The sequence below is a fragment of the Actinoplanes sp. OR16 genome, from assembly GCF_004001265.1.
In the GTDB taxonomy this organism is placed as follows: domain Bacteria; phylum Actinomycetota; class Actinomycetes; order Mycobacteriales; family Micromonosporaceae; genus Actinoplanes.
In genome coordinates this window covers 1,497,482-1,519,497 of sequence record NZ_AP019371.1, presented here as the reverse complement: position 1 = coordinate 1,519,497, position 22,016 = coordinate 1,497,482, and the positions used below count along the sequence as shown (strand labels likewise).

Below are 22,016 nucleotides of genomic sequence, written 5' to 3'. Positions count from 1 at the left end.
CCGGATCACGTCGGCGATCGTGGATGGGGTAATGGATCATCCCGAGGCGTTCCCGGTGATGTTCCATCCGGCCAGGTGCAGGGCGGGTGCTGCGTACCGCGCCCGTCCCCACGACTCCGGCAGCAGCACCGACTCGCTGCCGATGCCGAGCACCCGGCCGGGGGCGAGAGCCTGGGGGTACGACTGCGTGAACCGCACGTTCCCCGCGGCCCCGACGATCTCGCCGTTCTCGATCAGCCAGACGCCGTTGCGGGTCAACCCGGTGATCACCAGGCTCTTCGGATCGAGCACCCGGGTGTACCAGAGATCGCTGATCAGGAGTCCGCGCTCGACCCGGTGGACGAACGGGGCGGCCGACGCGGTGACGAACGGCGCCGGCGGAGTGGCCGGGGCGATCGTCGACGCCTCCAGCCGCAGGTGACCGGCGACCGCGCCCCACGACCGCGAGCCCGGCGACGCGTGACCGGTCGACGGAGTCCCGGCCTGTGCCGCCGACGTGCGGTCGTGCGTGACCGCGCTGGTGACGCCGTCCCGGACCAGCACCAGCGATCGGCGCGGCGTCCCCTCGGCGTCGAACGGCAGGCCGGGCGCCGGTTCGGTCCGGCTGCCGAGCGGTTCGTCCACGATGGTCACCGACGGGTCGAACTGATGCTCGCCGAGCCGCGCGAAACTCTGCCGCTGGACGAACGACTTGCCGTTGAACCCGAACGTCGCGAGGTTCTGCAGCAGGTCGGTGACCGCGTCCGGTTCGAGGATCACCTCGTACTGCCCGGGCGGCAGCTCGGCGGGCCGGGCGGCGGCGCGGGCCTTCGCGGCGGCCCGGGCGCCGAGGGCCGAACCGTCGATGGCCGCGAGCCGGCCGGCCGCGAGCCGGGCCACGCCGTCGGCGCCGTCGTGCCGGGCGATCCCGTCCATGGCGGCCTCCGCGGCGCGCCCCTCGACGGCCTGGCCCGAGGTGCTCGCGAACGCCGCGGCGACGTACGAGGTACGGCAGTAACCGGCGGTCTCCAGGCCGTCGGCCGCGTCGACGAAGTCCCGGACCCGGGTGGCCCGCAGCGCCGGGCCGGCGTGCGCGGTCACCTCGTCGAACCCGAAGCCGCCGCCGAGGGCGGGCGAGACGTGCAGCGCGGCCGGTGGGGTAAGCCCGGGCCAGGCGGTGTCCGGCGGGCTCACCCGGGCCGCCGCGAGGGTCCGCTCGACGAGCGTGCGCAGGCCGTCGCCGCCGGTGACGGTGGTGGCGCCGCCGGCGGTGCGGCCCTCGGTGTGCAGCCTCAGCCGAACGCTCGTGGTCTCGTCGGCGACGTTCTGGTGGATCGCCGATCCGGCGAACCGGGTCAGCGCGTGGACGTCGTGGTGGACCGTCACCTCGGCCTCGGCGGACCGGCCGGCCAGCTCCCGGACGATTTCGACGACGTGAGCCGCCAGTTCGAGCTGAGCACTCATCCGCGCACACCCACCCGTACGTTCGTGAACCGGGCCGGCGCAGCCGGATGCCCGGTGTGGCCGATCTGGCCCGGCTGTCCCTTGCCGCAGTTCGGCGTGCCCCAGGCGACCGTCTCGGAGGAGAGCATGTCCATCGACTGCCAGAACTTCGGGCCGATGCCGGTGTACGTCGGGTTGCGCAGCATCCGCCCCAACTTCCCGTTCTTGATCTCGTAGCCGATCTCGCAGCCGAACTGGAAGTTCAGCCGCCGGTCGTCGATCGACCAGGACCGGTTGACGTCCATGAACACCCCGTCGTCGGTGTTCGCGATGATCTCTTCGAGGGTGTGCGGACCGGGTTCCAGGCCGACGTTCGTCATCCGGACCATCGGGAGCCGGGACCAGCCGTCGGAGCGGACGCTGCCGGCGTAGTCCAGGCCGGCGACCGCCGCCGAGTCCCGCCCGGCGAGCACGCCCACCCAGATCCCGTCGCGCACCGCGTGCCGCTTGGCCGCCGGGGTGCCCTCGTCGTCGAAGCCGAAGCTGCCGAGCGCGCCCGGGAACGCCGGGTCGATGGTGATGTTCATCAGCTCGGAGCCGTAGCGCAGCGAACCCAGCCTGCTCAGGTCCAGCCAGCTGGTGCCGGCGAACGCGGCCTCCCAGCCGAGGATCCGGTCCAGCTCGATGGCGTGCCCGACCGACTCGTGGATCTGCAGGGCGAGCTGCTCGCCGCCGAGCACCAGCGTGGTCTCGCCGGACGGGCAGAGCGGCGCGGTCAGCAGCGCCCGGGCCTCCTCGGCCATCCGCGGCGCGTTGCCGGCCAGGTCGAGCTCCTCGACGAGCTCCCAGCCGCGGGTGCCGAACTGCCCGCGCCAGGACGGCCAGGACCGGCGCTGGATCTCGCCGTCGCCGATCGCGCTCGCCTCCACGCCGGCGCCGCACTCACGGATGTGCTGGTCGATGCGGTGTCCCTCGCTGGAGACGAACCACTTGCGGGTGTCCCAGATCGAGTAGCTCGCCTCGGCCATGTCGGCGCCCGCGTCCTTCGCTGCCCGGGTGGCCCGGACCAGCAGGTCGCCCTTGTCGGCGAGGGAGACGCCGAGCGGGTCGATCACGCAGTCGCTGGCCCAGCTCGCGGTGATCGGCGCGGCCGGGACCAGGTCGACCGGCCGCCCGGCGACCGAGGAGCTGGCGGCGGCGATCTCGGCGGCCCGGCGGCCGGCGGCGCGGGCCGCGGAATCGGACAGGTCGGGTACGGCGAAGAAGCCCCAGCCGGATCCGACCAGCGCCCGGACACCGAGCCCGGCGCTCTCGTCGAAGCCGACGTCCTCGACCGCGCCGTCCCGGGCCGACATCGTCTCGCTGCGCCGCACCATGACACGGGCGTCGGCGTACCGCGCCCCCGCGTCGAGCGCGGCCTGTACCGCCGCGCCCGCCTCATCGAAGTGGCTCATCACCCGACACTAGGTCAGAAAAGCGAGCTCTTCCGGCAAGGTGGCGGACGGCACCGAAGGGCAGCCGGGCAGCTCCGCGCCGATCAGCAGGACCGCGTCCGAGGCGCCGGCCGTGCGCAGGCTGTGGTGGGCGTAGACGTCCGCCGCGTCGGACCGGTCACCCAGGTACCGCTCGGCGATCGGGGCCGGCAGGTCGTGCCAGTCGATCACCGGCCGGCGGGCGACGGCCCGGTGGAAGTCGTCCGGCCGGCGCAGCACCGCCATCGCCGCGAGCCAGCCGCCGAGCCCGTGGCCGTGCACGGCGACCCGGCCGAGGTCCAGGTCGGGATGCTTGCCGAGCAGGGTCTGCAGCGCGTCGGCCAGGTTGGCCAGGATCACGTCGGCGAGACGGCGGTGTACCGCTTTCTCGAAGCTGGGCGCGACTCCGGGCGTTCCCCTGGGGTCGATCGAGACGACGGCGAAGCCGGCGTCCGCCCACCACTGCCGCTCCTGCCACGCCGCGGAGTCCGCACGCACCTGCTGGTGTCCCGGGCCCGCGCCGAGGGCGAGCAGCACCGGGAGCCGGGTGCCGGCCACCCAGCCGGACGGATAGAGCACCGCTGCCGGCAGCCGGCGGTCGGTGACCCGTTCCAGCACGGGCTGCGGCAGATAGGGCAGCTCGGCGGCGGACGATCCGAGCGTCGCGACCACCTCGGCGCCGTGCCAGATCCGCCGTCCGGCGACCATCAGATCGCCGCCCACGACGACGCCGTCCTGGCCGGTAAGCCCGGCGATCCGGGTGACCTCGGGCCCGCCGCCGCCGAGGGCCGTGCGGACCCGGAACACCTCACGGACCGCCGGATCCCCGAGCGATCCCTCGACCACCAGGTCGGGTGAGCCGGCCGGTCCGCCGTCGCGGGGCAGTGTGCCGGCGACCCGCCGCACGTAGAGGCCGGGCGGGGTGAGCAGGCTTCCGTCGGCGAAGAGGCAGCGGGCGTCGAACCCGTCGTGGGCCAGCTCGCCGCCGACCAGCACCCGCCCGTCCGGCAGGTGGCGCGGCGTGCCGGCCACCGGTTCCACCCAGCGCGCGTCGGCGAGCTCGGCGTGCACCTGCGTCTCGCCGGTGCGCGGGTCGACCGAGAGGACCAGGCCGTGCTGCTGCATCCGGCGCAGCACGGTGATCAGCGGGCTGCCGGACTCCCAGCGCACCTGGGCCAGATAGGGATAGGTCTCCCGGTCCCAGTGCACGTCGACCCAGCCGCCGTCCAGATCGAGCAGATGCAGGCTGGAGGCCTTGGCGGTGCGCACGGCGAGGATCTGGCGGCCGTCCGGAGACCACCACCATGCCCTGGTACGCCCGAACGCCCGCGCGCACGACTCGGCGACACCCCACGAGATCGTCCCGCCGTGCTCGCGCCACGCGTTGCCCGGTTCCCCGGCGAGCAGCCGGTCGCCGTCCGGCCCGACGACCCGTAGCGTCGCGGAACCCTGTTGCTCGGTCACGTATCCGATGTCGTGTCCGGACGGTGACGGCCGCGGGTCGTGCACCGGTCCGGCCGCCGGGATCGCGGTGACCGTCCCGGCGACCAGGTCGGCCCGGAACAGCTCGCCGTCCCGGGCGAACGCCGCGACCCGGGCCTCGCGGTCGGCGGCGTACGCCTCGATCGGCCCGCCGGCGATCAGCCGCTCGCCACCGCCGGGCCGGTCCAGCACCCAGAGCGCGGAGTCCGGATCGTCCGGTCCGGCCGAGCGGAGGAACACGACGCGGGCCGCGCCGGCGCCGATCGTCACGGCGTACGGCGCGCCGTATCTGAATCCGCCGGTGCGCTCGGCGAGTCCGGGGTACTCCACGCCCTCAGCATCGCTGATCGAGGGGGCTCGCGCGGGTCAAACCGCGGGCTCGTGCGGCGAACTCGTCGGTGGTCGCGCGTACAGTATCGGCCGTGACTAACGAGTCCCTGCCCGCACGCCGCCTGCTGCTGGTGCACGCGCACCCCGACGACGAGGTCATCGGCACCGGGGCGACCATGGCGCACTACGTCTCCGAGGGCGCTCACGTGACCCTGGTGACCTGCACCCTCGGTGAGGAAGGCGAGATCCACGTGCCCGAGCTGGCGCAGCTCGGGGCCGCGCACGCCGATCAGCTCGGCGGCTACCGGCTCGTGGAGTGGGAGCGGGCCTGTGCGGCGCTCGGCGTGACCGATCACCGGATGCTGGGCGGCCCGGGGCGCTACCGCGACTCCGGGATGATGGGGCTGGAGACGAACAAGCACCCCCGCGCGTTCTGGGGCGCCGACCTCGACGAGGCCGCCGGATTCCTCGTGGAGATCATTCGTGAGGTGCGCCCGCAGGTCATGATCGCGTACGACCCGAACGGTTTCTACGGTCACCCGGACCACATCCAGGCGCACCGGGTCGCCATGCGCGCGGCCGAGCTGGCCGGCGACGACGGCCCGCAGAAGATCTACTGGAGCGCCATGCCGCTCAGCGTCATGCAGGACGGCATGGAGGCGTTCCGGGAGTCCGAGGGCAACCCGTTCTCCGAGGTGGAGAAGGTGGAGGACCTCCCGTTCGGCACGCCGGACTCCGAGATCGCCGCCCGCGTCGACGGCACCGACCACTCCGCGAAGAAGACGGCGGCCATGCGGGCCCACGCCACCCAGATCCCGGACAACTCCTGGCTCTACGGCATCGCCGGCGACTTCGGCGGCGAGTTCATGGGCCTGGAGTACTACACGCTCGTCAAGGGCGAGCGCGGTCCCGGTTCCGGGCCGTTCCAGTGGGAGGACGACCTGTTCGCCGGGCTGGATCCGCGATGACCGCTCCGACCACCGAGCCCGAGCCCGAGGTCGCGCCGGTTCCGACCGGGCGCGAGCCGTGGGCCGGCTGGGAGACCGTGATCCGGGCCGGCGGCGTGATCGTCGCGGTCCTCGCCACGCTGGTCACCGCGTTCGCCGAGCTGGAGCTGACCACGCTGCGGTCCGGTGGCGTGGCGAACATCTTCACCGGCGGCTCGCCGTGGGAGGGCGGCGGCGTGCTGGTGCCGATCGCGATCCCGGTCGCGATCGCGGCGAACCTCGTGATCGCCTGGTTCGCCGTGACGAGCACCGGCCGGCGCTGGGCACTGGGCCCGCCGTGGGCGCTCTGGACGCTGATCATGCTGGCTGCGGCCGGCACCCGGACCGCCGAGGGCGATTACCTGCTCAGCGGCGACAACTGGGTGGCCCTCGTGATGATCCTGCTGGGCAGCCTCACGTTCGCGGTCTACTCGTACAGGATGATCCTGAAACCGATAAAGACAGCAGACTCCCAGCCGGCGTCTAGGAATCCACGCGCACCATCCGTTTAGATGTCCGGTGAGAACGCATTCCCCGGGGAGGACGAGATGAGGGAGCAGCGCTGGTTCCGGATCACGGTGCTGGCGGTCGGCCTGTTCGTGATCAACGCGGTGGCCCGGCTGGTGGTCCGGTTCGGTTTCGACGGTTCCGACACGGCACAGACGCGGGCGTCGATCGTGATGTTCGCGCTCATCGCGCTGATCCTCGGCGTGCTCACCTTCCTCCGGGCGCAGCGCGTGCGGACCTCGGTCTGGCTGCCCGAGATCGGCGCCGGCGCGCTCGGCGGCATGCTGCTCACCGTCCTGGTGGGACCGTTCCTGAGCGGCAGCAGCCCCTTCGCGAACGGGTCCGGCGACTTCTTCGCCCAGGTCTGGATCTACGCGGGCTGCGCGATCGTCGGCAGCGCCCTCGGTTTCGGCGTCGCGGTGCTGCTCGGCCGGGACTACCGGTCGAAGTCGCTCAAGGCGTACACCCAGGCGCGGACTACGCGTCCCCGCCGGGTCGTCGGCCGGTGAACTCCCTGGTCAGGTAGGTGTGGTGGGTGGTGAACCCGAGGCGGCCGTACAACGCGACCGCCGCGGCGTTCCGCTCCTCCACCTGGAGGTAGGCGCGGGCCGACCCGTGCTGGGACGCCCACTGCGCGAGCGCCCGGACGACGTGCCCGCCCAGCCCTTGCCGGCGTGCGGCGGGAGCGGTCTGCAGCAGCGAGACGCCGAGCCAGCGGTCCGGGCCGGTGATCGCGCCGCGGGCGACCGCGAGCAGCTCGCCGTCGGCGTCCCGGACGTGCGCGAAGACCTTTTCCGGCACGCCGTTGAGAATGCGCAGCGCCGTTCCGGGTAGTGCACCCTTGTGCTCGGCGACCATCGCGTACCAGTCGTCGCCCGCGGTGTCGGCGAGGTCGACGGGCGGCAGCCCGGCGCGGGCCGGTGCGGCCAGCAGCGGCGCGAGCATCGAGGTCTGTACGAGGGTCAGCGGCCGTGCGGTCCACCCCCGCTCGTCGAGGGCCGCGTTCACCGGGGACGCGAGCGGCATCGGCGCGTTGATGAGCGGCTGCTGTCCACGGTCGGCGTACCACTTGACGACCGCGTCGATCGCCTCTTCGAGCGTCCGGTCCGGATCGCCGACCGCGAGGGCCGAGTTGGCCCGCCCGGTCCAGTTCTCCGCGGCGCGCAGGATCCACCCGCCGAGCCGGGACTTCACCGGCGCAGGCCAGGCCTCGTCGGCGGCCAGTTCCAGCGCGATGACCTCGGCGGCGGCCGGGCGCCGCGCGGGCGGAACGCGTTTCGCGCGGTGCACTTCGCGAAGCGGGACGCGCACCGTTCCCTTCGCGGTCGCGAGTGTGAGATCGGTCTCCGTCAGGTCGACGAGCTCACCGAGCGCATCCGTGAAGAGCGTGCGGTCTCCGGTTACGCCTACAATTCGGCGTACCACCACCCGGTGTCCCACATCCTGTTGTCGGAGCACGCATTACCTCCCTCGGCGGGAATACTAGGCTCTGCAATTCGTCGTCGGCGGTTCTCGCGGCGTGGCTTTGAAGGGAAGACCCGTGACCTACATCATCGCTGAGCCCTGCGTCGATGTTCTCGACAAGGCGTGCATCGAAGAATGCCCTGTCGACTGCATCTATGAGGGCAACCGGATGCTCTACATCCACCCCGATGAGTGCGTCGACTGCGGGGCCTGTGAACCGGTCTGCCCGGTCGAGGCGATCTTCTACGAGGACGACGTCCCGGACCAGTGGAAGGACTACACGAACGCGAACTACGAGTTCTTCGAGGACCTCGGCTCGCCCGGTGGCGCCTCCAAGGTCGGCAAGATCGACAAGGACACCGCGTTCGTGATCGCCCAGCCTCCGCGCGGAGAAGGGCACTGAGCGCTCTCTCGTCGGCCCTGCCGGACTTCCCCTGGGACCTGCTGGAGCCGGCCAAGGCGATCGCCGCGTCGCACCCGGACGGCATCGTGGACCTCTCGGTCGGCACCCCCGTCGACCCGGTCCCGGCGGCCGTCCGGCAGGCCCTCGCGGACGCGTCCGACGCTCCCGGCTATCCGCTGACGGCCGGCACGCCCGAGCTGCGTGCCGCGATCGCCGGCTGGCTGGCCCGGGCCTGCGGCGCGAGCGGTGAGCTCGGCGTGCTCCCGACGATCGGCTCGAAGGAGCTGGTCGCCTGGCTGCCCACGCTGCTCGGGGTCGGCCGCGGCGACGTCGTGGTCATCCCGTCGATCTGCTACCCGACGTACGAGGTGGGCGCCCGCCTGGCCGGCGCCGAGGTGATCCGGTCCGACTCGCTGACCGCGCTCGGCCCTGCTGTGCTGTCCAAAGATCAACCTGGGCGCATCAAGCTGCTCTGGATCAACTCGCCGTCCAACCCGACCGGCAAGGTGCTCCCCGTCGAGCACCTGCGCAAGGTGGTCTCCTGGGCGCGCGAGCGCGGCGTGACGGTGGTCAGCGACGAGTGCTACCTCTCGCTGGGCTCGGAGACCGAGCCGGTCTCGGTGCTGTCCGACGAGGTGACCGGCGGCGACTACACCGGCGTCATCGCGGTGCACTCCCTCTCCAAGCGCTCCAACCTGGCCGGTTACCGGGCCGGGTTCCTCGGCGGCGACCCGGCTCTGGTCGGCGAGCTGCTGGCGGTCCGCAAGCACGCCGGCATGATCGTGCCGGCGCCGGTGCAGGCGGCGATGGTCGCGGCGCTGCAGGACGAGGCCCACGTGGTCGAGCAGCGCGCCCGTTACGGGTCCCGCCGGGACACGCTACGGCCGGCGCTGGCGAAGGCCGGCTTCGAGATCAGTCACTCGGAGGCCGGGCTCTACCTCTGGGCGACCCGCGACGAGGACTGCTGGCAGACCGTCGACGCGCTGGCCCGCCGCGGCATCCTCGCTGCTCCGGGCGCCTTCTACGGCCCGGCGGCGGCGAAGCACGTGCGCATCGCGCTGACCGCCACCGACGAGCGGGTGGCGGCCGCGGCCGGCCGGCTCGCGGCCTGGTGACGAGGCGGCATCATGGATCCCGGTCGCGCCCCGCTCGTGGTGGTTCACGGCGAGGCGCACCGGGAGATCCCGCCCGAACTGGCGGCCTTCTCGGTCGGGGTGTCCGCGACCGATCGTGATAAGGGCGCGCTGATCACCCGGATCACCGAGCGGGCGTCCGCAGTCTCCGCGATCTTGGACGATCACGCGGGCGCGATCGAGCGCCGGGAGACCACCGGGGTGCAGGTTCACCCGGGGCGTAAGAAGCACGAATACTTCGGGAATATCGAGACATCGGTCGTCGTCCACGACTTCAGTGATCTCGGAGTGCTGCTGGCCGCGCTGGCCGGTCTTGACCTGACGTCCGTCTCCGGGCCCTGGTGGCAGCTGAAGCCCGGGAACCGGGCCGGTTCCGACGTACGAAAAAAGGCCGTTGAAGATGCCCTTGATCGTGCCCGGGATTATGCGGCGGCGGTCGGCGCCACTCTCGAGCGAATCGTCGAGATCGCTGACGAGGAAAGCGGCGGCATGCATCGGATGATGCGAGCGGACATCGCCGACCCGGCCTTCGATCTCACGCCGCAGGTGCAGACGGTGAGCGCCCGGGTCCGGCTCAAGGTCGTCATCACCGATCCCGTCATTTCCTGAACGGCCGGACGGCGTTTCGGCAAGACTCGGCACCATGCGCAAGGGCCTCGGGCACCTGTTGCTGCGGGTGGCGAACGTGAACCCGGTCAGTGTGACCACACACTCGGACCGCGTCCTGTACCGCTCGATCGGCGTCTTCATCCTTCTCTACTTCGTCTACGCCACGATCGGCGGCGCCGCGTTCATCGACGCCAGCTCCGGTTACACCCATCCGTGGTACCAGTGGCTGGCCGGACCGCTCGTGGCGATCGGCGTGGTCGCCTACGACCGGACCGTGGTCGGCCGGGTGGCGGTGAACTACGAGCGGCTCGACTCGGCCGACCCGCAGCACCTGCTGAAACCGCCGACGTTCGGCCTCTACCTGGGCCGGATCGGACTGGCGCTGCTCTTCGCCGTGGTGGTGACCGAGCCGCTGATGCTGGCCCGGTACCGCGGTGAGATCGACGCCCGGCTCGCCGAGGTCCACGCCGGGCAGCTCGCCGCGCTGGACGCCTCGGGCCCGGTCGCCGGGTTCACGGCCCGCCTCGCCGAGCTGCGCCGGGAGACCGCGCGCGAGGACGCCGAGGTGCGCAAGCTGACCGACCGGGCCGAACGCAAGCGCGACGACGCCCGGCTGCTCTACCGGCAGGCGCTCGCCGACTCGGCCGGCCGGGGCGTGACCCGCAGCCCGGGATGCCCGCGCGGCGGCTACTGCGACAACCTGGTGAAACAGTCGCGCACCCTGGACGCGCAGGCGTCCGCGCTGGACCGGCAGGCCGCCACCCTGCAGCGGGATCAGCGAGCCGCGCGTGCCGAACGGGCGGCCGAGCAGACCCGGGTCGGCGAGCGGATCACCGCGGAGCAGGCCACCAACACCGCGCTCGTCCGCGCCGACTCCGGTTTCGGCGCCCGCACCGCCGCGATGTGGTACCTGATCACCGCGGACTTCGCCGGTGTCGGCGTCTTCTACCTCGGCATCGCGCTGCTGCTGGTGGCCCTCGACTGCGCGGCGATCGCGCTGAAGTTCGTCTCCCGGGGCAACGCCTACGAGCGGTCCGAGGCGCGGGCCGCCCGGCTGCGCGAGCACGAGGCGTCGCTCATCCACGAGCGGGAGATCCATGACGCCCGTACCTACGGCGACGCCACGGCCAAGGTGATCGCCGACGGCATCGAGGCGGCCAGCCACGACCACCGGCTCGTCGAGGTCGCCACCGAGCACGCGCGAGCGGTCCTGCACACGGCCGTCGTGGTCGACCCGTCCACGCTCGAACGCCCGGCCACCCCGCAGCGGATCAAGGTCTGACGATCAAGGCCATCATGGACGTACGGCCTGAGCCCGCATGGGAACGGTGAAGGTCGCCCCCCGGCACGAGGCCGGGCCCCCCGCCCGCATCGACAGGGCATCGGGCAGCACGAACGCTCCGACGGTGTTCTTCGGAACCTCCCAGGAGACCGCGAACACCCTCCGGCTGATCTCGACCCGGGTGGCGGCGCAGCCGGCCTCGCGGTGCTCGTCGTCGGCGACGGCGGTGCCGGCCAGCGGCTGGACCGCGGTGATCCGGATCGGCACCGGATGCTGGTTCGTCACGGTGACCGTGAGGTTCCCGGCGGTGCCGGCCCTCAGCGAGTGCTCCGGGTCGGAGCTGCCGCTCAGCGCCATCTCGAACGCGGTGCCGGTGGTGACCGCCGCCGGCTGCTGATCGTCCGGACCGTTGAACCGCCAGTACGCCCAGGCCGCCCCGGCGTTCGCGAGCAGCGCGGCGACCGCCGCCGCGGTGAGGATGGCCCGGGCCCGCTTGTCGAACCGGCGCCGGGGCGCACCCGGCCGGTGCACCTCCCAGGTCGGCTCCTCGTGATCCGCCGGGTCGAGCTCGATGTCCGCGGCGGGTGGCTTCACGCCGGGCCGATCGGTGCGGGGCATGCCGGGCCCGCGGTTCTGCCGCGCGCCGCCCTCCCGGAAGTTCGTCAGGACGTCACGCCGGTTCACAGGGCGGCCTTCGCGGCGGCGGACGCCGGTGGTCTGTCCAGGTGGGGCATGGCGGCTCGCTCCTCCTCGAAGGCCAGTGGGAATGCCGTGTTCGGCGCTCATACAACGTTCCCCGATAGAGATGTCCGATGTGATCGGTTTTCCGTACGCCCTTCCAGTGCATAAATCGGACAGGTGTGCCCATACGGTTTAACCCGCCCGAGTGATGACATCGTGCTAAGCCGCTGCGTGCGCGCCGTACCGCGATCCACCCGCGACCACGCCTTCCTGCCCGGACGCCCGCTTAGCGCGTGGCGGGCCCGCTCACCAAATCAGCGCTGGTCGAGGGACTCCCGGATAGAGGTCCGAGACAGTACGTGGAGTCTCAGAGTCGCGCGGCGCGATGATTCCCGGAGAGCGGACACCCGTCCCCTGAAAAGGGTTTGCGCCTTATGCCTCTGTCGGCCGCTCGGCCTGGACGAGAAACCGGTGCGCCCGAGCGGTGAAGACTCCGCGGGCCCGGATGGTGGCGGCGAGGCGGGCCAGGGCTCGTTCGTAGCGCTGCGGGCTGAAGTCGCGGATCTGCCACGGAACGGTGCGCAGCTGGTGGACGACCGCGGTGATGTCGTGGAAGGCCACGAGCGGATGTTCCTCGCGGACGTCGGTGACGCGCAGGCCGGCGGCTCGCAGTGAGGCGGCCGCAACCTCGGCGTCCCACCGGCGCGGGTGCGGCGGCGGGGCGTCGAGGGCCACGTTGAGGTCGGCGAGGTCGTCGCTGCCGACCTGCTGGGTGAGCAGGACGCCGCCTGGTTTGAGCAGGCGGGCGATGTCGAACGCCGGAAGCCTGCCGTGCCGGCTCAGCACCAGGTCGAACTCGTTCTCCCCGGAGGGCAGTTCGGCGTGCACCGGGACACCGAACGGGCCGAGGCGGGCGGCCGCGGCCGGGGTGTTCCGGGACCAGCTCTCCACCGCGACGGTGTGCGCCGGGAGAGGGGCCAGCTCGGCGAGCAGCTCGCCGCCGCCGGTGTCCAGGTCGAGCACGGCGGCGGACCGGCGGATCAGAGGGCGGGCCAGTTCGGGGTACGACCATGAGGGCTCGGACGCCACGGCCAGGCCGTCCAGCCAGGCGAATTCCCACCCGGTCATGGAGGCGCCGGTAGCCGCGGCGTTGAGTTCGTCCTCCTGCCGGTTGCTGCGCACCACGGAAAATTAGCCGGGCCCCCGCGCGAACAGCGACTGGATCACGCGTTCCATGCGGTACCGGTGCCGGACTGTGTCGCAACGGTTACCAGAACCGCCGTGGCTAGGGACGGACGGGCATCAGCAGGGAGAATCGGGAGTCGTCCCCCGGAACCCGCACCGCGAGCGGACGCAGCGGCCCGTCCAGTTCCAGCACCAGCTGACCGGGTCCACCGGCGTCGATCGCTTCGAGCAGGAACTCCCGGTTCACCGCGACGTGCGCGTCAGCGTCCGCCTCCCACTCACCCTGGGAGACCAGGCGCAGGCTTCCCGCTTGGTCCAGGCCCAGGACCAGGCAGGGGTACGGGTGACCCTCATGCTCTCTGACGGTCACCGCGGCTGCCGAGAGCTGCTCGCGCAGCTCGGCCGGGTCGACCGGCACCTGACGGGCCTGCTCGCCCGCCACCGGCAGCAGTCGCCGGTAGTCGGGGAAGTCCATGTCGATCGGTTCGCCCTCGACCACCGTGTCGCCGGACTGCGCCCGCGCCCGGTCGTCGGTCAGGTCCAGCGTGATCGTGCCGGCCGGCAGGCCGCGCACCCGGTCCGCGAGGTCGAGTGGCAGGAACCGCCGGGCGGGCGGCCCCTCGACCCGGGCCGGCGCCGACGCGACGGCGAGCCGGTACCGGTCGGTGGTGACGAGCGTGAGCACCTCGTCCCCGGTCTCGAAGAGCACGCCGAGCGGGATCGGATCGGCAGCGGCGGCAGCGGCGAAACGGACGGCGTCGAGGGCGGCGGACAGGGCTGCGGAGTTCAGGCTCACGCGGGTCATCAGGTTCTCCTCCAGGTCGAGCAGCGCGTGCAGGCGACGGAGCTCACGACGCGCATCGGCGAGGCCGGCCTCCAAGCGAGCCTGGTGATCGTGGAGCTTCCGGCGTACCGAAGAAGGCTCCTCACCCAGGTCTCGCACCGCCTGCGCGATCTCCGCGACCGGCATGCCCACCCGCCTCAGCCCGGCGATCAGCCGGGCCGCCTTGATCTGCTCGGCGGAGTACCGGCGATAGCCGGTCGCCGGATCCACGACGGCCGGGACCAGCACGCCCGCGCCGTCGTAGTACCGCAGCGCGCTGACGCTCAGTCCGCTCGCCCGCGCCGCGTCCCCGATGCCTCGTGTGTCGCTCACATCCCCGACCCTGGTGTCTCGACCTGCTGGAGAGTCAAGCCTGCACTATGAGGGTGATTCCCAGGGCGGCCATCACCAGCGCGATCAGGCCGTCCAGCACCCGCCAGGCGCCGGGCCGGGCGAGCAGCGGGGCGAGCTTGCGGGCACCGATCCCGAGCACGGCGAACCAGCTCAGGCTGGCCGCTGCCGCGCCGATGCCGAAGAGCCAGCGGTGCGGGTGTTGCTGGGCGATCGAGCCGAGCAGCAGCACGGTGTCCAGGTAGACGTGCGGGTTCAGGTAGGTCAGCGCCAGGCAGGTGAGCAGGGTGGCCCGGAGCGTGGACGGCGCCTGACCGGCCGTCTCCAGCCGTTGCGGGGTGAGAGCGCGGCGGGCCGCGAGGACGGCGTACCCCAGAAGGAAGGCCGCGCCCACCCACCTGATCGCGGTGACCAGGCCGGGCTGCGCGCTGATGACCGCGCCGAGGCCGGCGATGCCGGCCGTGATGAGCGCGAGGTCGGAGAAGGCGCAGAGCAGGACGACCGGGAGCACGTGCTCGCGGCGCAGGCCCTGGCGCAGCACGAACGCGTTCTGCGCGCCGATGGCGATGATGAGCACGGCGGACGCGGCGAAACCGGCCAGTGCGGAGGTGAGCATGGACCCGACGCTAGATTTCGTTGTTGTTGTGGTCCAGCTAAAGATTTTTACGATGGATTAGCGTTGCTTAACATGGACCGGGTTCAACTCGCCACCTTCCAGGCCGTCGTCGAGCAGGGCAGCTTCGAGGCGGCGGCCCGCGCGCTGCACATCACGCCGTCCGCGGTGAGTCAGCGGATCAAGGCGCTCGAGCAGACGGTCGGGCAGGTGCTGGTCCGCCGGGGCAGGCCGTGCGCCGCGACCAACGCCGGGCAGGCCCTGGTCCGGTTCGCCGGGCAGGTCGCCTTGCTGGAGCAGGAGGCGCTCGGGCAGGCCCGGGACGGCGCCCGGCTCTCCGTGGTGGTGAACGCGGACTCGCTGAACACCTGGTTCCTGCCGGTCCTGACCGCCGTCCCGGACGTCCGGTTCGAGCTGCACGTGGACGATCAGGACCACTCGGCCGAGCTGCTGCGCACCGGGCAGGCGATGGCCGCGGTCACCGCGGATCACGTGGCGGTGCAGGGCTGCCGGGTGGAGAAGCTCGGGGTGATGCGGTACCTGGCGGTCTCCGCCGCCCCCATCGCTGATCTCGGAACCGCGCCGGTCGTCGTCTACAACCGCAAGGACGAGCTCCAGCAGCGCTTCTTCGGCGACCGTCCCCTGCCGCCGGCCCACTACGTGCCCGCCGCGGCGTCGTTCGAGGAGGCGATCCGGCAGGGACTCGGCTGGGGGATGATGCCCGAGCAGCACGCCCGCCCGGACCTGGAGGCCGGCCGGCTCGTCGAGGTCGTCCCGGGACGGTTCCTGGACGTGCCGCTGCACTGGCAGCGCTGGAAGATCGAGTCGGCGATCCTGGAGACGCTGACGGCCGCCGTTCGCACAGCGGCCGTCAGGTTGCTTCGCCCTTAGTCGTTCGCGTGCAGCGCGCTGTTGAGCTCGATGCCGGTGCCCTTGCGCGGCTTCGCCTCCAGCGCTCCGGAGACCGAGTTGCGCCAGAACAGGAGATTGTTCACACCGGACAGCTCGATGGCCTTCACCACACGGCCGTCGGGCAGCGAGATCTTGGACGCGGCGGTGATGTAGACGCCGGCCTCGACCACGCAGTTGTCGCCGAGCGAGATGCCGACGCCCGCGTTCGCGCCGAGCAGGCTGCGCTCGCCGATGCGCACCTTCTCCTTGCCGCCGCCGGAGAGCGTGCCCATGATCGACGAGCCGCCGCCGATGTCCGAGCCGTCGCCGACCACGACGCCCTGCACGATCCGGCCCTCGACCATCGAGGTGCCGAGCGTGCCGGCGTTGAAGTTGACGAATCCCTCCTGCATGATCGTCGTGCCGGAGGCCAGGTGGGCGCCGAGGCGGACCCGGTCGGCGTCGGCGATCCGGACGCCGGCGGGCACCACGTAGTCGGTCATCTTCGGGAACTTGTCGACGCCGAAGACGGACAGGTGACGACCGGCCGCGCGCTCCAGCAGGCGCAGCTCGTCGACCCGCTCCGGCGGGCACGGGCCGGCCGAGGTCCAGGCCACGTTCGCCAGCTTGCCGAAGATGCCGTCCAGGTTCAGCGCGTTCGGCTGGACCAGCCGGTGCGACAGCAGGTGCAGGCGGAGGTACGCGTCGGAAGCGTCGGTGATCGGGTCGGTCAGCGACTTGATCACAGTGCGGACCTCGACCGTCGAGAGTCCGGGCAGCAGCTTCGGACCGGTCAGCCCGGCCGGCAGCGCCGGAACGTCGGCGGGCTCCTCACCGAGACCCAGGTATCCGGAGGGGAACCAGGTGTCGAGCACCTGCCCCTCGGCGGTCACGGTGGCGAGGCCGATGCCCCAGGCGGGCGAAGTCGAGAACGCGGTTTCCACGACCCGAACCCTACCGGACCGTAATGAGGCGGCGGCCGGGTCACGGGGCCCCGGTATGGTGCGCACATGGCCAACCCGCTTACCCCGGACGTGCTGGTAGACCCGGTCGAGCTCACCCGTGCTCTGGTCGACGTCGAGTCCGTCTCCCGCGACGAGAAGGTGATCGCCGACTGCGTCGAGGACGCCCTCCGCCAGGTCGATCACCTCACCGTCAAGCGGCTGGGCAACACGGTGATGGCGCGCACCGGACTGGGCCGGGAGCAGCGGGTGATCCTGGCCGGTCACCTCGACACCGTTCCGATCAACGGCAACTGGCCGTCCACTGTCGTCGACGACCTGATCTACGGCTGCGGCACCTCGGACATGAAGTCCGGCGTCGCCCTGGCCCTGCATCTGGCGGCCACCCTGCCCGACCCGGCCTACGACATCACCTACCTCTTCTACGAGGCCGAGGAGATCGAGCCCGAGTTCAACGGGCTGAACCTGGTCGCCGAGGCCCACCCGAAATGGCTGCAGGCCGACTTCGCGGTCCTGCTGGAGCCGACGTTCGGCGCGGTCGAGGCCGGCTGCCAGGGCACCATGCGGGTCCGGGTGCACACCCGTGGCCGCCGGGCGCACACGGCCCGGGCCTGGCGCGGCGTCAACGCCATCCACGCGATGGGCGAGGTGCTGCGCCGGCTGGAGAAGTACCACGCGCGGACCGTGACGATCGACGGCTGCACCTACCGGGAGGGTCTGAGCGCGGTCCGGATCTCCGGTGGCATCGCCGGAAATGTGGTCCCGGACGAGGCCTGGCTCGATGTGAACCTGCGGTTCGCTCCGGACCGGTCCGAGGAACAGGCCCTCGACCACCTGCGGGAGGTTTTCGAAGGCTATGAGCTGGAGGTGACCGACTCGGCGCCGGGCGCTCTGCCCGGGCTGGACGCCGCGCCGGCCCGCGACTTCCTGGGCGCGATCGGCATCGAGCCGGCCGCGAAGCTGGGCTGGACCGACGTGGCCCGCTTCGCCGCCCTCGGCATCCCGGCCCTCAACTACGGACCGGGCGACCCGGCGCTGGCGCACGCTCCCGACGAGCACGTCGAGATCGGCAAGATCCGGGACGGGGCTGCGACGTTGTATCGCTGGCTCGCCCCGGCCACGGACATCTAGAAGGTCTCGATGCTCACCCGCCCCACGGCACGCTGCGCCGGGGGCGGTATCTCCATGGTGGCTTCGAGGTCCACCGTCGGCTCGTTGTTCCGCGCCGCGAAGGCCATCCGCCGTTCCTCCACCACCAGGCGGATCCGGCGCTGCATGCGGCGCTGCATCTTGAGGCGCTCAAAACGATTCGTCACAGGCACCCGCCATGTGATTGAGGTTGGTAACAGTACAGACGTCGCAGGACTACGTTCGGTTGCTTCAATCTGGCAAAAAGGTCTCCCGGTCGCAATCCTCTTACCGAAACGCACCCGGTTATTCACCGGGTACTGACCGTCCGCACTACCTTGGACGCATGACGGACAGCACCAACGGGCGACCGCAACCAGGCCCGGAGCGTCATCGGGGCGGCGTCACGCTGCGCCGTGACTCCATCCCGCCGAGCACCGCCGACGAGAAACTGCTCGATTCGCACCATCGCGGCGAGTGGAAGACCAAGGACGCCTGGCGGGCGCTGCGCATCCTCTCGGAGTTCGTCGAGGGGTTCGACACCCTGGCCGACCTGCCGCCGGCGGTGAGTGTCTTCGGCTCGGCCCGCAGCAGCGCCGACAGCTTCGAGTGCGAGCTGGCCGAGAACCTCGGCGCGGCCCTCGCCGAAGCCGGCTACGCGGTGATCACCGGCGGCGGCCCCGGCGTCATGGAAGCGGCGAACCGCGGCGCCACCGAGGCCGGCGGCATGTCCGTAGGCCTCGGCATCGAGCTGCCGTTCGAGCAGGGTCTCAACGACTGGGTCGACGTCGGCATCGACTTCCGCTACTTCTTCGTACGCAAGACCATGTTCGTGAAGTACGCGCAGGCCTTCGTGGTGCTGCCCGGCGGCTTCGGCACGCTCGACGAGCTGTTCGAGGCGATCACGCTGGTGCAGACGAAGAAGGTCACCCGGTTCCCGGTGATCCTGATGGGCGTCGAGTACTGGTCCGGCCTGCTCGACTGGATGAAGCGGCGGATGCTGGACGAAGGCAAGATCAGTGCCATGGATCTCGAACTGATACAGGTCACCGACGACGTCGCCGAAGCCGTCCGGATCATCGTGGACGCCGACGCCGCCCTCGGGAAGTCCTGACGTGGCGGCCGTCTGCGTCTTCTGCGCGTCGTCCACCACCCTCGAGCAGCGCTGGCTCGACCTGGCCGAGGAGACCGGCCGGGTCCTCGCCGAGCGCGGGCACGTCCTGGTCTCCGGCGGCGGCTGCGTCGGCATGATGGGCTCGGTCGCCGACGGCGCCCGGGCCGGGGGCGGGCGGACGCTCGGGATCATCCCGCAGTGCCTGGTCGACCTGGAGGTCGCCGACCTCTCCTCGGACGAGCTGGTCGTGACCGGCGACATGAGCTCGCGGAAGAATCTGATGATCGAGCGGTCCGACGCGTTCATCACCCTGCCCGGCGGCCTCGGCACGCTGGACGAGCTGTTCGAGGTGTGGACGACGGCGACCCTGGGCGTGCACCGCAAGCCGATCGTCCTGCTCGACCCGGACGGCTTCTACGACGGCCTGTGGAGCTGGCTCGGCGGTCTCGTGGACGACAAGTTCGTCCGGCCCGCCGCCATGGAGATGATCCTGCGGGCCCGTAGCGTGCCCGAGGCGGTCGACCTGATCGAGGAGTCGCTGAAGGCCTGACCTCGTGCCCGGGCGCGCTTCGGGTGGTCCTCTTGCCCCGGCGTGCTGTGGGCGGTGAGATTCCGATGTGGGCTCCCGGCGGTTTCTCCTCCTGCTGCTCGCCGGGCTGCTCGGCGCGACTGCTTTCCTGCTGCTCGCCGGCGGTTTCCTCGCGGCGGCCGGCGTAGCGGCGGGCTGGTCCTGCTGGTCTTCGGCGGGGCGGGTCTCCAGCGCCTGCTCTGGATCGAGCGGTCCGGCCGGATCGACCTGGTCGACGACTTCGACATGTTCTTCACCCGGGTCCGTATCCTCACGGCCGAGCCGCGGCTGGAGGCGTGGGCGCTGTTCCCGCCGCAGGCCAGGCCGCCGCAGGTGGGTGACACGGTCCGGGTGCTGGTGCCGATGCACCACCGTGGACGTGCCCTGATCGCCGACACGCCGTCCGGGGGGCCGGTCCTGATACTGGGGCGGTGGCGGATCGCCTTCGCCCGGCACCACTGGTACCTCGGCCGCCCGATCTGGCAGGACAGCAGCGCCGAGGAACTGCTCGACCTGATCAGCGAGATCATCAGTGACCTGGTGCTGGGCTGGCACCGTACCCGCTGCGAGAAGCTGGCCGTCCCGCTCGGATCGACGCCGGAGTTCCTCGGACTGGCCGCCGCGTTCGACGTGAGCTGGGGAACCGTCGTGAGCCGTGGCCTGCGTGATCAGGCCGCGCTCTTCGACGCCACCGAGCGCAGCCGGGACGCCGCGCGGGTCCGGCTCGCCTGGCTGCCGCTGCTCGCCGTCGCCGCCGCGCCGGTGCTGATCTTCGCGGTGCCACGTCTGGTTCAGGTGTTCTGGTCAGGGCTTCTCTCCCTGTACGAGGGATCGCCCGCCCCGCTGCGCGAAACCGTCCACTGGTCCGCGGCGGTACGGGCCAGCGGCCTTCCCCGGTTCGACCTGATCGTCTCGCTCGTCTGCCTCGGGATCGTCGCGGTGGCAGCCGTGGCCGGGGCGATCCGGGCCGTCGCGGCCGGCATCGGCGCCTACCACGCGTGGCGGGCCGACCTCACCGGCGCGATCCGGTGGCGGCTGCTCGACGAGTACCGCCGGGTCGCCAACGCGCAGAACCCGCCGGCCCTGCAGATCCGGACCGCTCCCGGGCTGGCCGGCCTCACCGCCGAGCAGGTGATCACCCGGGCCGAGGAGGGCCGGCTCAGCGCGCTCGCCTTCGATCTCGGCGCCGGCGCGATAGCGATCAGCGGCTCCCAGGGCGTCGGCAAGACCACCCTGCTCACGTCGCTGACCGGCCCGGAGAACGAGACCACGCTCGGCCTGCTGGTCGCCGCCCCGGTCCGGTACGAGGCGAAGGACTTCCTGCTGCACCTCTACGCCGAGCTGTGCACGGCGGTCCTCGGCCGGCTCGGCGCCCGGGAACAGCCGAGCCGTCTGCGCCGCCTGCTGGTCCGGTCGCGGCGGATCACCGCGGTGCTCCTGAGGGTCGCCGCGGCGCTGCTCCTGCTGGTCGCGCTGGTCTTCCGCGGCACCCGGGAGCTGTTCTCCCCGCCGGTCGAGCTGATCACGACCTGGCTGCTGGTCGCGGCGGCCCTGCTCATCGTCGCCGGCTGGGTGCAGGGACCGCGGCCGTCCCGGGAGGTGGCGCTCGCCGCGGAGGCCGCCCGCCGGCTGCGGCAGACGCGCTACCTGCAGACCGTCTCCACCGAGCGCAGCGCCGGCCTGGCCCGGTCGGCGATGCAGCTCGGCTGGCGGCGCGGCCGGCAGTGGGCCGAGCAGCCGCACACGCTGCCCGAGGTGGTGCAGGCGTACCGGCAGTTCGCGGCGGAGGTGGCCGCATGGTGGCGGGGCGAGACCGGCGGCCGGGGCAAGCTGCTGATCGCCGTCGACGAGGCCGACCGGATCGCCGACCCGGCCGCCGCCGAGCTCTTCGTCAACGAGATCAAGGCGGTCTTCGGGGTGCCGCACTGCGTCTACCTGGTCTCGGTCTCCGAGGAGGCGCTCGCCAACTTCGAGCGGCGGGTGGTGCGGATGCGCACGGTCTTCGACAGCGCGTTCGACCACGTGATCCGGCTGCGGCCGCTGACCCTGCGCGAATCGGTCGACTTGCTCCGGCATCGGATCGCCGGCGTGCCCGACCAGGTGTGGGTGCTCTGTCACTGCCTGGCCGGCGGGATGCCGCGGGACGTTCTCCGTACCGCCCGGAACATGATCGACGTGCACCGGTCGTCGCCCGGCCCCAGCCCGGTCGGCCATCTCGCGCTGCGCCTGGTCGGCGTCGAGGTGCAGGCCGTGAAACGGGGCTTCCAGCAGCAGAGCGTGCCCGGGCTGGCCGAGCTGCTGGCCGACCCGGACTGGCCGGGCGCGACCGGGGCCGACCTGCGCGCCGCGGCGGGTGAGCAGCTGACCGGTGAGTGGCCGGCCACGGCGATCGGCGCGGCGCTGCTCTACTACGCCACCGTTCTCGACCTGTTCACCGAGCGGACCGGGCTCCTCGACGGCTGGGACGGCGACCGGGAGCCGGAGCTCGTCACCGATCTGGCCCGCGTCCACAGCCTCCTCGCGTTCGATCCCCCGGTGGCGGTCCGGCAGCTCCAGCGCATCCAGGCGTACCTCGCTGAAGAAGAACGTCGTACCGGCGTGCTCTCATAG

The 22,016-nt window shown here is 71.8% G+C and carries 22 protein-coding genes; 12 read left to right on the top strand and 10 right to left on the bottom strand.

Annotated features, from left to right (window positions below):
* Positions 1–36 precede the first annotated feature (36 nt).
* The 3 genes from EP757_RS06920 to EP757_RS06910 are packed head-to-tail and all read right to left on the bottom strand — an operon-like array spanning position 37 to position 4,646.
* Positions 37–1,443 carry a TldD/PmbA family protein gene (locus EP757_RS06920; RefSeq protein WP_127543363.1) on the bottom strand — a complete coding sequence of 469 codons (1,407 nt, stop codon included), beginning with the start codon at positions 1,441–1,443 and terminating at the stop codon, positions 37–39.
* The gene (locus EP757_RS06915; RefSeq protein WP_127543362.1) at positions 1,440–2,876 is read right to left on the bottom strand and encodes a TldD/PmbA family protein; all 1,437 of its coding nucleotides are present in this window, start codon (positions 2,874–2,876) and stop codon (positions 1,440–1,442) included. Before EP757_RS06915 ends, EP757_RS06920 begins: the two co-directional genes overlap by 4 nt.
* Positions 2,877–2,885: 9 nt before the next feature.
* Positions 2,886–4,646, bottom strand: a complete 1,761-nt coding sequence (locus EP757_RS06910) for a prolyl oligopeptidase family serine peptidase (RefSeq protein ID WP_370457849.1) — start codon at positions 4,644–4,646, stop codon at positions 2,886–2,888.
* A 152-nt stretch (positions 4,647–4,798) separates the two neighbouring features.
* On the opposite strand from EP757_RS06910, the gene mshB reads away from it, so the two are divergent.
* The 3 genes from mshB to EP757_RS06895 are packed head-to-tail and all read left to right on the top strand — an operon-like array spanning position 4,799 to position 6,708.
* Positions 4,799–5,674, top strand: a complete 876-nt coding sequence (mshB, locus tag EP757_RS06905; protein ID WP_197725505.1) for an N-acetyl-1-D-myo-inositol-2-amino-2-deoxy-alpha-D-glucopyranoside deacetylase — start codon at positions 4,799–4,801, stop codon at positions 5,672–5,674.
* Entirely contained in the window at positions 5,671–6,204 is a 534-nt protein-coding gene (locus EP757_RS06900) for a hypothetical protein (RefSeq protein ID WP_127543359.1), read from the top strand. The genes mshB and EP757_RS06900 overlap by 4 nt, the downstream gene beginning before the upstream one ends.
* The gene (locus EP757_RS06895; RefSeq protein ID WP_232050399.1) at positions 6,205–6,708 is read left to right on the top strand and encodes a hypothetical protein; all 504 of its coding nucleotides are present in this window, start codon (positions 6,205–6,207) and stop codon (positions 6,706–6,708) included.
* Here the strand turns inward: EP757_RS06895 and EP757_RS06890 are convergent.
* Positions 6,677–7,657, bottom strand: coding sequence for a GNAT family N-acetyltransferase (locus EP757_RS06890; protein WP_127543358.1), 981 nt, complete (start codon positions 7,655–7,657; stop codon positions 6,677–6,679). The two genes, EP757_RS06895 and EP757_RS06890, sit on opposite strands and share 32 nt — an antisense overlap.
* Positions 7,658–7,739: 82 nt before the next feature.
* On the opposite strand from EP757_RS06890, the gene fdxA reads away from it, so the two are divergent.
* The 4 genes from fdxA to EP757_RS06870 are packed head-to-tail and all read left to right on the top strand — an operon-like array spanning position 7,740 to position 11,090.
* Positions 7,740–8,066 (top strand): ferredoxin, encoded by a 327-nt coding sequence (gene fdxA, locus EP757_RS06885; protein ID WP_174262351.1) that lies wholly within the window; start codon positions 7,740–7,742, stop codon positions 8,064–8,066.
* A complete protein-coding gene (gene dapC, locus EP757_RS06880; protein WP_174262517.1) occupies positions 8,063–9,181 on the top strand; it encodes a succinyldiaminopimelate transaminase in 1,119 nt (372 codons plus the stop codon). The genes fdxA and dapC overlap by 4 nt, the downstream gene beginning before the upstream one ends.
* 12 nt (positions 9,182–9,193) lie before the next feature.
* A complete protein-coding gene (locus tag EP757_RS06875) occupies positions 9,194–9,808 on the top strand; it encodes an SIMPL domain-containing protein (protein ID WP_127543356.1) in 615 nt (204 codons plus the stop codon).
* Positions 9,809–9,842: 34 nt separating this feature from the next.
* Positions 9,843–11,090 carry a DUF4407 domain-containing protein gene (locus EP757_RS06870; RefSeq protein WP_127543355.1) on the top strand — a complete coding sequence of 416 codons (1,248 nt, stop codon included), beginning with the start codon at positions 9,843–9,845 and terminating at the stop codon, positions 11,088–11,090.
* Positions 11,091–11,102: 12 nt separating this feature from the next.
* On the opposite strand, the gene EP757_RS06865 is transcribed toward EP757_RS06870, so the two are convergent.
* The 4 genes from EP757_RS06865 to EP757_RS06850 form a co-directional block, all read right to left on the bottom strand.
* Positions 11,103–11,774 carry a hypothetical protein gene (locus EP757_RS06865; protein ID WP_127543354.1) on the bottom strand — a complete coding sequence of 224 codons (672 nt, stop codon included), beginning with the start codon at positions 11,772–11,774 and terminating at the stop codon, positions 11,103–11,105.
* A 429-nt stretch (positions 11,775–12,203) separates the two neighbouring features.
* Entirely contained in the window at positions 12,204–12,953 is a 750-nt protein-coding gene (locus EP757_RS06860; RefSeq protein WP_127543353.1) for a class I SAM-dependent methyltransferase, read from the bottom strand.
* Between the two features lie 103 nt (positions 12,954–13,056).
* Positions 13,057–14,112 carry a MerR family transcriptional regulator gene (locus tag EP757_RS06855; RefSeq protein WP_127543352.1) on the bottom strand — a complete coding sequence of 352 codons (1,056 nt, stop codon included), beginning with the start codon at positions 14,110–14,112 and terminating at the stop codon, positions 13,057–13,059.
* Positions 14,113–14,146: 34 nt separating this feature from the next.
* The gene (locus EP757_RS06850) at positions 14,147–14,746 is read right to left on the bottom strand and encodes a LysE/ArgO family amino acid transporter (RefSeq protein WP_127543351.1); all 600 of its coding nucleotides are present in this window, start codon (positions 14,744–14,746) and stop codon (positions 14,147–14,149) included.
* A gap of 72 nt (positions 14,747–14,818) precedes the next feature.
* Between EP757_RS06850 and EP757_RS06845 the strand changes: the two genes are divergently transcribed.
* Positions 14,819–15,634: a LysR family transcriptional regulator ArgP gene (locus EP757_RS06845; RefSeq protein WP_127543350.1), complete on the top strand. Its 816-nt coding sequence runs from the start codon at positions 14,819–14,821 to the stop codon at positions 15,632–15,634.
* Here the strand turns inward: EP757_RS06845 and dapD are convergent.
* The gene (gene dapD / locus EP757_RS06840) at positions 15,631–16,578 is read right to left on the bottom strand and encodes a 2,3,4,5-tetrahydropyridine-2,6-dicarboxylate N-succinyltransferase (protein ID WP_127543349.1); all 948 of its coding nucleotides are present in this window, start codon (positions 16,576–16,578) and stop codon (positions 15,631–15,633) included. The genes EP757_RS06845 and dapD overlap by 4 nt on opposite strands.
* 66 nt (positions 16,579–16,644) lie before the next feature.
* Between dapD and dapE the strand changes: the two genes are divergently transcribed.
* A complete protein-coding gene (dapE, locus tag EP757_RS06835) occupies positions 16,645–17,727 on the top strand; it encodes a succinyl-diaminopimelate desuccinylase (RefSeq protein WP_127543348.1) in 1,083 nt (360 codons plus the stop codon).
* Here the strand turns inward: dapE and EP757_RS06830 are convergent.
* Entirely contained in the window at positions 17,724–17,912 is a 189-nt protein-coding gene (locus EP757_RS06830; RefSeq protein ID WP_232050398.1) for a hypothetical protein, read from the bottom strand. The two genes, dapE and EP757_RS06830, sit on opposite strands and share 4 nt — an antisense overlap.
* A gap of 158 nt (positions 17,913–18,070) precedes the next feature.
* On the opposite strand from EP757_RS06830, the gene EP757_RS06825 reads away from it, so the two are divergent.
* From EP757_RS06825 to EP757_RS06815, 3 genes are read left to right on the top strand one after another with little or no spacing between them, the layout of a single operon-like run.
* Positions 18,071–18,838: a TIGR00730 family Rossman fold protein gene (locus EP757_RS06825; RefSeq protein ID WP_127543346.1), complete on the top strand. Its 768-nt coding sequence runs from the start codon at positions 18,071–18,073 to the stop codon at positions 18,836–18,838.
* A gap of 1 nt (position 18,839) precedes the next feature.
* Positions 18,840–19,388, top strand: a complete 549-nt coding sequence (locus EP757_RS06820) for a TIGR00730 family Rossman fold protein (protein ID WP_127543345.1) — start codon at positions 18,840–18,842, stop codon at positions 19,386–19,388.
* A 54-nt stretch (positions 19,389–19,442) separates the two neighbouring features.
* The gene (locus tag EP757_RS06815; RefSeq protein WP_127543344.1) at positions 19,443–22,016 is read left to right on the top strand and encodes a hypothetical protein; all 2,574 of its coding nucleotides are present in this window, start codon (positions 19,443–19,445) and stop codon (positions 22,014–22,016) included.

What these genes read in the sequence shown, in the direction of transcription:
- EP757_RS06920 (WP_127543363.1), bottom strand. Translation starts at nt 1,443, where the DNA reads ATGAGTGCTCAGCTCGAACTGGCGGCTCACGTCGTCGAAATCGTCCGG.
- EP757_RS06915 (WP_127543362.1), bottom strand. Translation starts at nt 2,876, where the DNA reads ATGAGCCACTTCGATGAGGCGGGCGCGGCGGTACAGGCCGCGCTCGAC.
- EP757_RS06900 (WP_127543359.1), top strand. Translation starts at nt 5,671, where the DNA reads ATGACCGCTCCGACCACCGAGCCCGAGCCCGAGGTCGCGCCGGTTCCG.
- EP757_RS06895 (WP_232050399.1), top strand. Translation starts at nt 6,205, where the DNA reads ATGTCCGGTGAGAACGCATTCCCCGGGGAGGACGAGATGAGGGAGCAG.
- EP757_RS06875 (WP_127543356.1), top strand. Translation starts at nt 9,194, where the DNA reads ATGGATCCCGGTCGCGCCCCGCTCGTGGTGGTTCACGGCGAGGCGCAC.
- EP757_RS06870 (WP_127543355.1), top strand. Translation starts at nt 9,843, where the DNA reads ATGCGCAAGGGCCTCGGGCACCTGTTGCTGCGGGTGGCGAACGTGAAC.
- EP757_RS06850 (WP_127543351.1), bottom strand. Translation starts at nt 14,746, where the DNA reads ATGCTCACCTCCGCACTGGCCGGTTTCGCCGCGTCCGCCGTGCTCATC.
- EP757_RS06845 (WP_127543350.1), top strand. Translation starts at nt 14,819, where the DNA reads ATGGACCGGGTTCAACTCGCCACCTTCCAGGCCGTCGTCGAGCAGGGC.
- dapE (WP_127543348.1), top strand. Translation starts at nt 16,645, where the DNA reads ATGGCCAACCCGCTTACCCCGGACGTGCTGGTAGACCCGGTCGAGCTC.
- EP757_RS06825 (WP_127543346.1), top strand. Translation starts at nt 18,071, where the DNA reads ATGACGGACAGCACCAACGGGCGACCGCAACCAGGCCCGGAGCGTCAT.